11 protein-coding genes and 1 riboswitch are annotated in these 12936 nt (G+C 60.2%); of the genes, 1 reads left to right on the top strand and 10 read right to left on the bottom strand.

Translation table 11 applies throughout. The features are described 5' to 3' along the window. Positions 1–1147: apoptotic protease-activating factor (locus tag Q1A59_RS03625; RefSeq protein ID WP_367280890.1), on the top strand; the 1147-nt coding region annotated here is incomplete at its 5' end. A gap of 47 nt (positions 1148–1194) precedes the next feature. On the opposite strand, the gene Q1A59_RS03620 is transcribed toward Q1A59_RS03625, so the two are convergent. The 10 genes from Q1A59_RS03620 to Q1A59_RS03575 form a co-directional block, all read right to left on the bottom strand. Continuing rightward, positions 1195–2058 carry a YitT family protein gene (locus tag Q1A59_RS03620; protein ID WP_298408132.1) on the bottom strand — a complete coding sequence of 288 codons (864 nt, stop codon included), beginning with the start codon at positions 2056–2058 and terminating at the stop codon, positions 1195–1197. Positions 2059–2234: 176 nt separating this feature from the next. Beyond that, on the bottom strand, positions 2235–3446 hold the full coding sequence (gene metK, locus Q1A59_RS03615; RefSeq protein WP_298408135.1) for a methionine adenosyltransferase: 1212 nt from the start codon (positions 3444–3446) through the stop codon (positions 2235–2237). A 122-nt stretch (positions 3447–3568) separates the two neighbouring features. Beyond that, complete coding sequence (gene ahcY, locus Q1A59_RS03610; protein ID WP_298408138.1) at positions 3569–4831, bottom strand: adenosylhomocysteinase; 1263 nt, start codon at positions 4829–4831, stop codon at positions 3569–3571. Positions 4832–4851: 20 nt separating this feature from the next. Continuing rightward, the gene (locus Q1A59_RS03605; RefSeq protein WP_298408141.1) at positions 4852–5892 is read right to left on the bottom strand and encodes a Gfo/Idh/MocA family protein; all 1041 of its coding nucleotides are present in this window, start codon (positions 5890–5892) and stop codon (positions 4852–4854) included. After that, complete coding sequence (locus Q1A59_RS03600; protein WP_298408144.1) at positions 5889–6863, bottom strand: carbohydrate kinase family protein; 975 nt, start codon at positions 6861–6863, stop codon at positions 5889–5891. The genes Q1A59_RS03605 and Q1A59_RS03600 overlap by 4 nt, the downstream gene beginning before the upstream one ends. 45 nt (positions 6864–6908) lie before the next feature. Further along, on the bottom strand, positions 6909–7970 hold the full coding sequence (locus Q1A59_RS03595) for a hypothetical protein (RefSeq protein ID WP_298408147.1): 1062 nt from the start codon (positions 7968–7970) through the stop codon (positions 6909–6911). Further along, positions 7967–9010, bottom strand: a complete 1044-nt coding sequence (gene mtnA, locus Q1A59_RS03590; RefSeq protein WP_298408156.1) for an S-methyl-5-thioribose-1-phosphate isomerase — start codon at positions 9008–9010, stop codon at positions 7967–7969. The genes Q1A59_RS03595 and mtnA overlap by 4 nt, the downstream gene beginning before the upstream one ends. Positions 9011–9070: 60 nt before the next feature. Beyond that, positions 9071–9177: riboswitch (SAM riboswitch) on the bottom strand. 168 nt (positions 9178–9345) lie between these two features. Beyond that, positions 9346–10527: a radical SAM family heme chaperone HemW gene (gene hemW, locus Q1A59_RS03585; protein WP_298408159.1), complete on the bottom strand. Its 1182-nt coding sequence runs from the start codon at positions 10525–10527 to the stop codon at positions 9346–9348. A gap of 24 nt (positions 10528–10551) precedes the next feature. Further along, positions 10552–11928: a TrkH family potassium uptake protein gene (locus Q1A59_RS03580; RefSeq protein WP_298408161.1), complete on the bottom strand. Its 1377-nt coding sequence runs from the start codon at positions 11926–11928 to the stop codon at positions 10552–10554. Continuing rightward, a complete protein-coding gene (locus Q1A59_RS03575) occupies positions 11925–12599 on the bottom strand; it encodes a TrkA family potassium uptake protein (protein ID WP_298408165.1) in 675 nt (224 codons plus the stop codon). Before Q1A59_RS03575 ends, Q1A59_RS03580 begins: the two co-directional genes overlap by 4 nt. Positions 12600–12936 lie beyond the last annotated feature (337 nt).

The following is a 12936-nucleotide window of genomic DNA, read 5'->3' as shown; positions in this document are numbered from 1 at the left end:
TGAGCGGTCGCGCGCTTCGGCGCTGGGGGCGCTGGTGCCGCACCTGCCGGCGGCGGAGCAGGTGACGGTGTGGCAGGAGGCGCTGGCGGCGGCGCGGGCGATTGAGTGGGAAGATGCGCGCGCCTCGGCGCTGGAGGCGCTGGCGCCGCACCTGCCGGCGGGATTGCTGGGGGAGGCGCTGGCGGCGGCGCGGGCGATTAAGGATGAGCGGTCGCGCGCTTTGGCGCTGGAGGCGCTGGCGCCGCACCTGCCGGCGGGATTGCTGGGGGAGGCGCTGGCGGCGGCGTGGGCGATTAAGGATGCTGAGAAGCGCGCTAAGGCGCTTATGGCGCTGGCGCCGCACCTGCCGGCGGCGGAGCAGGTGGCAGTGTGGCAGGAGGCGCTGGCGGCGGCGCGGGCGATTAAGGATGAGCGGTGGCGCGCCGAGGCGCTGAGGGCGCTGGCGCCGCACCTGCCGGCAGGATTGCTGGGGGAGGCGCTGGCGGTGGCGCGGGCGATTGAGGGGGAAGGTGCGCGCGCCGAGGCGCTGGAGGCGCTGGCGCCGCACCTGCCGGCTGGATTGCTGGGGGAGGCGCTGGCGGCGGCGCGGGCGATTGAGGGGGAAGGTGCGCGCGCCGAGGCGCTGAAGGCGCTGGCGCCGCACCTGCCGGCGGCGGAGCAGGTGACGGTGTGGCAAGAGGCGCTGGCGGCGGCGCGGGCGATTAAGGATGAGCGGTCGCGCGCCTCGGCGCTGAGGGCGCTGGCGCCGCACCTGCCGGCGGGATTGCTGGGGGAGGCGCTGGCGGCGGCGCGGGCGATTGAGGATGAGTGGTGGCGCGCAAAGGCGCAAAAGGCGCTGGCGCCGCACCTGCCGGCGGCAGAGCAGGTGACAGTGTGGCAGGAGGCGCTGGCGGCGGCGCGGGCGATTGAGTGGGAAGATGTGCGCGCCGAGGAGCTGAAGGCGCTGGCGCCGCACCTCATCGAACTGCCCCGTGCCCGGCTCTATAAGAGCTGGGCTGAGACGCTGCCAATCTTGGCGCAGCGTCGCCGCCACGATCTGCTCACCGATCTGCGCACACTGACGCCGGTCATCGCGGCGTTGGGCGGTGAGAAGGCAGTGGCAGAAGTAGCCCGCGCCATTGCCGATGTGGGGCGGTGGTGGCCGTGAGCGCTGTCGAATATTAGGTTGGTGAGTGGGGTCGAAACAGGGTTTCGTTACGCCATCCCAAACCCTTCCCCAATCACCTCGTCAACCTCGCCGACAATCACGAACGCAGCCGGGTCAGCAGTGGCAATAATGTTCTTGAGCGTTCCAATTTCGGTGCGGGCGACAACACACAACAGTACGGCTCGGCTGGCACCGGTATAGCCGCCAATGCCTTCGAGTTGGGTGATACCCCGTCCTAAGCGGGTAAGGACTGCTTGTCGGATGGGGTCTGGGGTTGAGGTGATGATTAGCGCCTGTCGTGCGCCCTTGCCGGCCGCCAATACGGTGTCGATGGTGCGGCTAGCGGTAAATGCCACCAACAGTGCATAGAGTATCTTTTCAGGCCCGTAGCTAAATAAGGCAGCGGTAAAGACGAGTGTGTCGAACCCGAGCAGGCTGCGGCCCGGTTGAATGCTAAAACGCCGTTCGATTAAGCGCGCCAGAATATCGCTTCCACCGGTCGTACCGCGAGCGCGCAGGACTAACCCAATCCCTAGTCCGTCGATGAGACCGCCGTAGAGGCTATATAGCAAGGGATCGTTAGTGATGGAGCGAGCGAAGGGGGCAAGGCCGTCAATGGCGAGTGACATCACGACGACTGTGTAGAGTGTGCGCGCGCCGAACACGGCTCCGCCGAGGTAACGCCAGCCGGCAATGAGTAAGGGTACATTCAAGATGAGGACGACTATACCGACTGGTGTACCAAGAAATGTGTTGAGGAGCTGGGCAACGCCGGTGATGCCACCGGTTACAACTTGATTGGGCACAAGAAAGAAGCGGACAGCAGTCGCACTGAGCAGCGCACCGATGGTAAGGAGGGCGTAGTCGTACAACGTTCTGGCAATGCGTCGCCAGCGCAATGCAGCGGTCATTGAAACACTCCTTGTTAACGCAAAGACGCAAAGGCGCTGGGAACGTTAAACGTAAAGACGCGAAGGCGTAAGGAAGTGGAAGACAAGGGATAAGCGTGCAATCACTCCCTCTCACAATCCTTCGTGTCCTTCGCGTGCTTTGCGCCTTTGCGATAACCCCTTCGTGTCCTTCGCGTTTACAACCCCGCAGCGCGGCGTAGTTCCTCAACTCGGTTGGTACGCTCCCACGGCAAGTCAATGTCGGTGCGGCCAAAATGACCGCCAGCGGCCGTTTTGCGATAGATCGGGCGGCGCAGGTCAAGGTCGCGGATAATCGCGCCGGGCCGCAAGTCGAACACTTCGTTGACTGCCTTGAGAATCACCTCGTCGGGCACTGCGCCGGTGCCAAACGTTTCGACGCTGAGCGAGAGCGGGCGCGCCACGCCAATGGCGTAGCTAACCTGCAATTCAACCCGGCGGGCAAGGCCGGCGGCGACGATATTCTTGGCGACCCAGCGGCAGGCGTAGGCGGCACTACGGTCAACTTTCGATGGGTCTTTGCCGCTGAACGCACCACCACCGTGGCGGGCAACACCGCCGTAAGTGTCAACGATGATTTTGCGACCGGTGAGGCCACTGTCGCCCATGGGGCCGCCGATTACGAAGCGACCGGTTGGGTTGATAAAGATTTTGGTCTGTGAGTCGAGCCACGCTTCTGGGACTTCGGTTTTGATCACGTGCTCGATCAGATCAGCTCGAATCTGCTCTTGGGTAATTTCAGGCGCGTGCTGGCTGCTGATCAGGACGGTATCGACGCGCACCGGTTTGCCGAAACTGTATTCAACCGTGACTTGCGATTTGGCGTCGGGGCGCAGGTAGGGCAGGGTGCCGTCTTTCCGCACGCGCTCGAGTCGGCGGATGAGCCGGTGCGCGAGGGCAATGCTCGCCGGCATCAGTTCAGGCGTTTCGTCGCAGGCAAAGCCGAACATCATGCCCTGATCGCCAGCGCCCACCGCTTCCACGTCGTCTTGCATGGCGCCAATCTTGGCTTCTAACGCCTTATCTACACCAAGAGCAATATCGGGCGATTGGCCATGGATAGCGACCATCACGCCGCAGGTGTCGGCATCGAAGCCGTATTCGGCATTGGTGTAACCAATCTCTTTCACCGTGCGGCGCACGATCTCTTCGATTGGGATGTAGCCGCGCTCGTAGGTCACTTCACCCAACACGACGATTAACCCAGTGGTGGTGGCCGTCTCGACCGCAACCCGTGCTTTTGGATCATGGCTGAGGAAAGCATCGAGGATGGCATCGCTGATCTGGTCGCACATCTTGTCGGGGTGCCCCTCGCTCACGCTTTCGCTGGTGAAGTAGAAGCGTGGCGAGTTCATGAAGGTGTTTGCCATAGTCAACCTCTGCTACTGTACAAATCCTCACGATTTGTGTTGGTCGGCACCGCACCGGCACGGGCCGACCGGTCGGATGCGGGCGCACGACCGTGGGTAGGGCGCACGGTCGTGTACTCCTACTAGGTTCCTTCTTGCCACGAATTCAGGTACGCCTCTTGTTCGGCGGTCAAGGTGTCAATCGTGATCCCCATTGCCGCCAATTTCAACGCTGCAATTTCGCGATCCAGCTCTTTGGGCAATGCATGTACGCCTACCGGTAGTTTGCCTTGGTTGCGCAGTAAGAACTCGCTGGCTAAGGCTTGATTGGCGAAGCTCATATCCATCACCGCACTTGGATGCCCCTCGGCGCTCGCTAGGTTGATCAAGCGGCCTTCGCCAAGCAGATTGATCGCTCGCCCGTCGCGCAAAATGTACTGATCAACAAAAGCGCGGGGCTGACGCTTCTCAACGCTCATCGCTTCGAGGGCCGGGATGTTGATTTCGACGTTAAAGTGGCCGCTGTTCGCGATCACGCAGCCGTCTTTCATCACGGCAAAGGCGTTGCTGTCGATCACGTGCTTGTTGCCGGTGGCAGTGACGATGAAATCAGCCACTGCTGCTGCCTGCTCCATTGGCATGACTCGGAAGCCGTCCATCACTGCTTCGAGCGCCTTCACCGGGTCGATTTCGGTGACGATCACGTTTGCGCCGAGGCCACGCGCACGTTCGGCAATACCACGCGAGCACCAGCCGTAGCCGGCGACCACGAACGTTTTGCCGGCAAGCAGGATGTTGGTGGCGCGGATGATGCCGTCAAGGGTGCTTTGCCCGGTGCCGTAGCGGTTGTCGAACATGTGCTTGGTATCACTGTCGTTGACCGCAATCACCGGGAAGGGCAACACGCCCTGCTTGGCCATTGCCTTGAGCCGGATGACGCCGGTAGTCGTCTCTTCGGTGCTGCCGACCATGTGCGGGATCAGGTCGGGCCGATCTTTCAGCACACCGGTCACCAAATCGGCGCCGTCGTCCATCGTCAGTTGCGGATTGTGGTCGAGCGCGGCGCGGATATGGCTGTAGTAGACCTCGTTGCTCTCACCTTTGATGGCAAAGACTGGAATCTCTTCATAGGCAACCAGCGCTGCGGCAACGTCATCTTGGGTGCTCAGCGGATTTGAAGCAACGAGCACAATATCGGCGCCGCCGGCGGCCAGTGTGCGCATCAGATTGGCGGTCTCGGTGGTGACGTGCAGACAGGCGCTAATGCGCAGGCCAGCCAATGGTCGCTCGCGGGCAAAGCGCTCGCGGATCAAGCGCAGCACCGGCATCTCTTTCTCGGCCCACTCGATGCGCTTGCGGCCCTGTTCAGCGAGGCTGAGGTCTTTTACGTCGTAACTGGCAGTCATACGGTGTAATCGCTCCTTTGCTAGGATGTCGTGAGCGTTCCTACCGGCCACTCCGGTACGAACGCTGATGCACGAATAACGGAATGGGTTGCTGTGTGGGCGCTGGTAAACAGCGCCTCCATCGCGGCGAGATTGTCGAGTGACTCGGTGAGCGGCATGGCGCCGATAGCGGGAATGGGTTCACTGGCGGCAGCGAGCCGCGCGAAGCCTTCCGCCTCCAACTGAAAGTGGTCGGCAGGCGGAATGGTGATTGTTTCGACAGTAACGTGGCGACCGCCACGGGCCACAGCGATGCTCGTCGCCTGTTCGGAGGTCGGGTTAAACGGACGTTCAAGATGGATCCAGCCAGCGTCGCCAATAATCTCAACCCGCTGGTTCCACGCGCTGCGGAAGCTGCACGTGATAGTGGCATGGCGATCACCATCAAAGCGCAGCAGACCGCTGAGACTGAAATCGATAGGCGCACCGTTGACAAAGGCGCTCGCTGTGCGTGGTTGTGAACCGAAGACCATACGGGCATAGCTCAGCGGGTAGCAGCCGATGTCGTAAAGCGCACCGCCGCCTAAGTCGGCATTGAGCCGAATATTTGTTGTATCGTCGAGCAGGAAGCCAAAACTGCCACGTACCTGCTGTACCTCGCCGATAACGCCATCAGCCAACAAGCGTTGCACGGTGATCGTCTGGGGATGGAAGCGGTACATAAACCCTTCCATCAACAGCCGTCGATTAGCCTGCGCCGCAGCCACCATCGCCAACCCATCGGCCAGCGTCGTCGCCATTGGCTTTTCGCAGAGCACGTGCTTACCGGCCTGCAACGCCGCAATTGACCATTCGGCGTGCAGGCTATTGGGCAACGCAAGATAGACTGCCTCAACTTCCGGATCGGCTAGCAGCGCGGTGTAATTGCTATACGCGCGCGGAATGCCGAAGTCGGCGGCGAACGCCGTGGCGCGCTCGCCATCGCGGGCCGCAATTGCCACCACCTGTTCAGTCGCTGAAGCAGTAAGCGCGCCGGCAAAGCGGCGGGCAATCCGGCCAGCGCTAAGAATGCCCCACTTCATGCCGCCTCCTGCAGCGAGAAGACGTCGAGCGGCAAATCGTGGCCAAACGCAGCGCGGTACCGGTTGGCAAACTGGCTCAGTGTAAAGCGATGCTCTTGGCAACCGCGCTCTTCAATCGCGTAGGCAGCGCAGAGCGCGGCAATCCGGCCGGTCATTTCCAGCGGCAAGCCGCGTGCCAACCCAAACGCAATCCCGGCCAAATACGCATCACCGGCGCCGGTCGGATCGCGTACCTCGGTAACGGGGGCGATTGGAATCTGGGCAGCGAGTTGACCATCAACATAGATCTGCGAACCATCAACCCCGCGTGTTACCACCGTAATCGGCGCTTGGCCGATCAATTCGGGTTCGCTAATCCCAAGGCACTTCGCCATCATGCCAAACTCATAGTCGTTACTAATCAACACTCGCGCCCCTTTCAAGCCAACTTCCAGCAAGTCAGGGTCAAGGCGGGGCGTCTGCTTGCCCGGATCGAAAATATAGGGCACCCCCATCTGCTGGCATTCGCGGGCGAACCGGCGCATCGCGTCGGGGTTGGTCGGTGAAATCAGCACCAAATCATCAGCCGTCAAGCCGCGGTCCAAGAGGGAATTGTGGTGATCGTGTCCCATAGCGCCAGCGTAGAACGCGACAATCTGATTATTGGCCTGATCGGTATTAATAAAGCAAGAGGAGGTAAACTCGTGCTCGATGATCGTAATCCCGCTCGTGTCTACGCCTCGATCTTCAAGCCACTCGCGATAGGCGCCGAAATCGTGGCCGGCGGCGCCGACGATGAGTGGTCGTTCGCCGAGCAGCGCCAAATTATAGGCAATATTCCCGGCGACGCCGCCGCGCAACTTGCGCATCGAGTCGACCAAAAAACTGACCGAGATAATATGCGCTTTGTCGCTCAGCATAAAATCCTTAAAGTAGCCGGGAAAATCCATAATGTAATCGAAGGCAAGCGAGCCGGTGACCACGATCTTCACGGTACGTACTCCTCTACATACCCCGCGATGAGCGGGAGACCAATGTTATATCTCGGTAAAACCAACCGCTTGTTGGACTAACTGCGCCGTCTCGGCGCAGAGCTGTAAGGCTTGTTCGGCTTGGGCCGGGTTAAGGTAGGCTAGGCTACCAGTGAACGAAATAAACGATTGGCGCTGCACCACTGCCGTATCAACGCCGGTGGTTGCGGCGATCTGCCGCATCGCCTGCAACGTCTGATCGCGCAGCTCGCTACTCTGCGCGTTGGCGAGCAGGCGCGCTTCCGCCGGCACCACGCCCCAAGCCATGCATCCGCCATCGGCAAGAAATTCGGCGAGCGGCGTCGCGGCAGCCAGCAGCGGTTGCAGGTGGTCAGCGAGATGACAGCCGATCACATCAACCGGCAGATGCAACACCTCTGCCCACTGCACCCCGCCGCTCAGAAAGAGACCGCGGCGGCTCGGCAGATCGGCCAGCAACCGGTTGAGCAGATCGAGTCCATCCTCCCACGTGAGCGGGCAGAGCGGCGTTGACAGCGCATCGAGGAACGGCTCTTCGATCATGGCCAGCCGACGCAGGGCATAACCCTGCACCTGTTCGTGCTGCCATGCGACGCGCAAGCTGCACAGATAGAGCAGTAGCTCGCGCCATTCCGGTTCGTAGGCCAGTGGCCGGTCGTGGTTATCAGTCAGCGCCAAGCTGAGACTCACCGGGCCGATCGTTTCGTATTTAAGCAACAGCGGTTGCCGTTCTTCGGTATTGAGCCGGCGCAAGACTTCTTCCAGCACCGTTACTGCCGGGCCGCTCAGTGCAGCAAACTGAGCATCGCCGCGAAGGTAGGCGAGGCCGACTTGCGCGGCATCACGTTCGAGGGTTTCGTGCTCAACCGCTAGCCGGTCGCGTTCAACATCGATCTGCACGCCGGGCAACCCCTGCGCCGCCAGCGCAAACGGTGTCTCGGCCAGCGTGCGCGGCGGCGGCAACGGCCATGCCGGCGTTTGCGGCAGATACTGGCAGATCAACTGGGCAACCATTGCCGGATTGTTATGCGGCAACCCGCCGCGCAGCAGGGGCCGGCAAGCCGGTTGAAATGCGCCAAAGCCACTCATGATCCGCTCGCAAGGTGTCGGAGAGCATCGATGAACGGTGGCTGCACCACGCCGCGTTCAGTAATAATGGCCGTTACTAGCTCGTGCGGTGTTACGTCGAACGCTGGATGGGCAGCCTGAACGCCGTGCGGTGCAATGGCGACGCCGGCAATATGGGTTACTTCGGCGGGATCGCGCTCCTCAATCGGTATCTCAGCGCCGCTGGCGGTAGCGAGGTCAATCGTGGAGGAGGGGGCGGCGACGTAAAAGGGGATGTTGTGATAACGAGCCAAGACGGCTAACCCGTAGGTGCCAATCTTGTTAGCAACATCGCCATTGGCGGCGATGCGGTCAGCGCCGACGATCACGCAATCAACGAGGCCGCGTTGCATCATGAAAGCAGCCATATTGTCGGTAATCAAGGTTTGCGAAATGCCGGCCTGCAACAGTTCCCACGCCGTCAGGCGCGCACCTTGCAAGAAGGGGCGGGTCTCATCAACAAAGACGTGGATCGGGCGGCCTTGGGCGAAGGCAGTGCGGATCGGCGCCAGCGCGGTGCCGTAGCCGGCAGTGGCGAGGCCACCGGCGTTGCAGTGGGTGAGCACGTGGCCACGAGGTGGGATCAGCGGCGCACCGTGATCACCGATGGCGTGGCACATCGCGAGGTCTTCGGCGTAAATAGCTTCAGCTTCAGCGAGTAGCGCCGCCTTGATCGCGTCTGCTCCTTCTGCCGCAACCGCCTCGGCCCGGCGCAGCATGCGCGTCGTTGCCCATGCCAAGTTCACTGCGGTCGGGCGTTGAGCGTCGAGGGTTGCCTTCGCTTGCTGCAGCTCGGTGAGCAGCGCCTCTGGAGTAGCAGCCCTGCTCTGGCGGGCAACCAATGCCATCCCGTAGGCAGCAGTGCAACCGATCGCCGGCGCGCCGCGCACTTGCATGCTGCGAATCGCATGGGCGACGTGGGCTAACTCGGTGCAATGCACCACTTCAAACGTGTGCGGCAGCTTGCGCTGGTCGATCAGGCGAACGGTATCATCTTCCCACCAGACAGTGCGGAGTTCCATAGGCGTTGCAATAAGATGGAGCCACTCGCGCGGCGAGAGGCTCCGATAATCACGTCGTTCCTCTCATCTTCCGGCCAATGTTGTCCATTGCCGCTGGATTTGGCACCTTCCCTGACGGGGGTTGCCGGGCGTCATCGGGCCAGTCCCTCAGCCCATCTCGATGAGCATCTGAAGTTCGCCGACGCACCATGGCGCAAGCGAACGTTGTGCGCGATTATAACACGATTGTGAGGCTGCGGCAAATAGCTGTGTCAAGCGAGAAATTGCTTGCCTATGACCCTCTTTTGCTGAGCAGTGGTTGGTATGCAGAGGCATTGTGCGCTAGCGCGATGCTATCACACAAAGTGAGCGAATACTTTATTCCCTACCATCCGCCCACGCTCGGTCAACCGTACCCGCTCGCTCTCGATTGTGATCAACCCCTGTGCGCTTAGGTCGGCCAGTGTCGTACCATAGATGTCGGTTAACGCTTGACCAACCCGGGCCGCGAAGTGGCTGAAGCTGACACCGATATCGAGCCGCAACCCCATGAACATCGTCTCAGCAGCGAGATCGGCCTTGGTGAGCGGGATGGTCTCGGCGATTGGGCGGCGTCCGGCCTGTACCGCAGCGAGGTAACCATCGATCGGGCGCAGATTGGCGTACCGTTGTGGGAAGACGTGACCGTGCGCGCCAGCGCCGGCGGCGAGGTAGTCGCTGTTGAGCCAGTAGGCGAGATTGTGCTGGCAGGCCAGTGTGGGTGGGGCATCAGGTCGGTCAGCGGGGTGGGAACGAACCCAATTTGAAATCTCGTAGTGACGGTAGCCCGCGTTGCCAAGCAGCTCCATCGCTAACTCGTACATCGCGCCGGTCAGATCGTCATCAGGTACGCGCAAGCGCCCCGCCGTTACTTGCGCATAGAGCGGCGTGCTCTCTTCCAGAATCAGCGAGTAGAGTGCGAAGTGATCGACATCCCACGTTATCACCTCTTGCAAGGTGGCCCGCCATTCAGCCAAGTCTTGTCCGGGCAGGCCAAAGATAAAGTCAAGGTTGATCGACTCAAATCCCACTCGCCGAGCATCTTCATAGCTAGCGCGTGCCTCAGCAGCGGTGTGGATGCGTCCGAGCATGCGCAAGGTTGGATCGTGCAGACTTTGCACGCCCATGCTCAGCCGGTTGATGCCCAGCACGCGCAGATCGCGCAGGTAATCGCGCCCCAACACCGTGCCGGGGTTGGCTTCGAGCGAGATTTCGGCCTGCTCTAAGGGCACAATTGCTGCTGCCGCCTGCAAGATGCGCTCGATCTGGGCCGGTGTGAGCATACTCGGTGTGCCGCCGCCGAAGAAGATGCTCGGTCGTAACGCCGCTGCTTCAGCAGAGATCGGCAATGGTGGGAGATACTCGCGCAGCATGGCTAGCTCGGCGCAGAGCGCATCAACATACGCCGCAATCCGATGCTCTAGGTTGGCGTAGGTGTTAAAATCGCAGTACGAGCAGCGACGATGGCAAAATGGAATATGAAGGTAAAGATGGCGCATGTGGTGATGTTCTCGGTGAGTATATTACCCGATCAGAATCTGCTCTTCTGGATAGATCACGTGTTGCGGCGACGTATTTGGTCGAGCGATGGCGCTGATGATCGTAAGAGCGCCTAATCTGCCCCAAAACATCACCGCAATGATCACCAACTGACCGATGGGATTAAGTTCGTCAGTCAATCCCAATGATAGCCCACACGTGGCAAAAGCCGACACAACTTCAAAGACGGCACGGTCGAGCGTGGTATCGTGGGTTGTCACAATGAGCCACGTGGCGAGCAGCACGACAAAGAGCGAAATCGTCAACACTGCAGCCGCACGCCGCACCATACCGGTCGCGAGACTACGTCCACTAAACTGCGCAGTGGGTAGGCCACGGGCATAGCTCCAGAGCGAAATAGAGAGCACAGCAAAGGTGCCGGTCGTAATGCCGCCGCCCATCGAGGCGGGCGCACAGCCAATGAACATCAGCGTGATCAACAGCAGTTGACTGCCCGGCGTCAGTTCCTCAAAATTGGCAATGCCAGAAAAGCCAGCCGTGCGAGCTGAAATTGATTGGAAGGTCGTGACAATGATTTGGCGAGCGAGGGGTTCGTTATGCAGAGCACCATCGGTATCAAACCCTTCGCTGAGCCAGAGACCAACTGACCCACCAACGACGAGGATCGTGACTACGAGCAGGGTAATACGGGTATGCAATGAGAATTTGTGTCCTTGGAAATACGAAGTCAAATCGGCGACTACCGGAATACCGAGACCACCTAAAAAGATCAAAGCCCCCATCACAAAGAGGGTCACACTATCGCGGGGGAGGCCATCTGCAAAGCCGGGAGTGCCGATGAAGAGATCAAAGCCGGCGTTACAAAATGCCGAGACCGAATGAAACAGTGCATAAAACAGCGCCTGCCCTTCACTGAGGCGCGGATCGGTACGCCAGTGCAAATACAACATCGCCGCGCCAATGGCCTCGATCGTGATGACGGTAATCAGCACCCGTTTCGTAAGGCTTAAAATTGCTGCTGGCGAAAGAAGACCGAGCGAATCGCTCAGCGCCAGCCGGTCGGTAAAGCTGATCCGCCGGCCAAGGAGACGAAAAATAATCACGGCGACGACCATAAAGCCGACACCGCCGATTTGGATCAGCAGCATCAGCAGAATCTGCCCGATGAATGAAAGGTCTTGTACCGGTGTAATAATCGATAAGCCGGTGACGCTCAGCGCAGAGGTGGCCGTGAAGAGCGCCTCCATGAAGGATAATGGTCGGGTACTGCTGAGCGGTATTAAGAGCAACCCGGTGCCGATTGCTATCGACAGAGCTAAACCGCCGACGAGTCTGAGTGGCGGCGGGATGGGTCTGCGCCGTAAGCGGTTAAGGGAACGGCTAGTAGGAAGTGAGATCATGACGATAAATCGCAGAACGTACTGATATTCGCATCAGAGCCGATAATGAGCATCCGGTCGTCACGGCGAAAGACATAGTCTGGCGGTGGGGTGACGAGCATTTTGTTGTCGCTTTGCTTCACTGCCAAGACATTGATCCCGTAGCGCCGGCGCAACCCGCTTTGCATCAACGTTTGCCCCACCAGCGGCGCTGGCACTTTGACTTCTGCTACGCTGAAGCCGTGTCCAAGGTTTAGGTGTTCAAGCAGGTGCGGTTCCGAAAGTTGCCACGCCAGCCGGGCGCCGGCTTCGTGTTCAGGTAACACAACCATATCGGCACCGACTCTGGTCAAGATATACTGTTGGCGTTCATTAAGCGCCTTGCACACGACACGCTTAACCCCTAGTTGTTTCAGGGCGACGGTGGTCATCAAGTTGGCTTCAAATTGCGACCCGATCGCGACCACAACTGTGTCGAAGGACAAAATATCAACCGCCCGCAGTGCATCTTCGTTGGTCGAATCGAGCGCAACGACCTGTGTCATGCGGTCAGCTAATTGTTGGACGATGTTTGGATCGCGATCGATGCCTAACACGGTGTGGCCGCGTTCGATCAAGTTCAGGGCAACGCTGCGTCCGAATCGACCAAGACCAATCACGGCGAATTCGAGCTGGCTTGGCTTGCGCGCCATGCGACTCCCCTCCTTCGACGGCTGTTAGGTATGTTGTCTGCATTGTACCGCAGATTAAGGAGCGACTAGGTGTATGGCTCCTCTCCACCCTCCCTCTCCCTACGGGGGCGAGGGGCGGTGCGCTGCGGACTGGTACTCCCCGGTCGCGCGAAATGTATTCCGCCCACTTTCCCAGTCAAGCGACCCTGCCCCTCCCTCCCGCCCTCTCCCCACGGGGGCGAGGGGGCGGTTTGTCATTACGAGGAGTGTAACCCCTGAATCAATCTCCTCCTCAACACGCAGATGGCCCCTCACCTCAGTGGCACGAGAGAAAGAGAACGCCCCTATCAAAGTCCCG

This window comes from uncultured Chloroflexus sp. (assembly GCF_937951745.1).
In the GTDB taxonomy this organism is placed as follows: domain Bacteria; phylum Chloroflexota; class Chloroflexia; order Chloroflexales; family Chloroflexaceae; genus Chloroflexus.
Note: the sequence above shows the minus strand (reverse complement) of the source record. Positions and strands in the feature narration are given on the sequence as shown.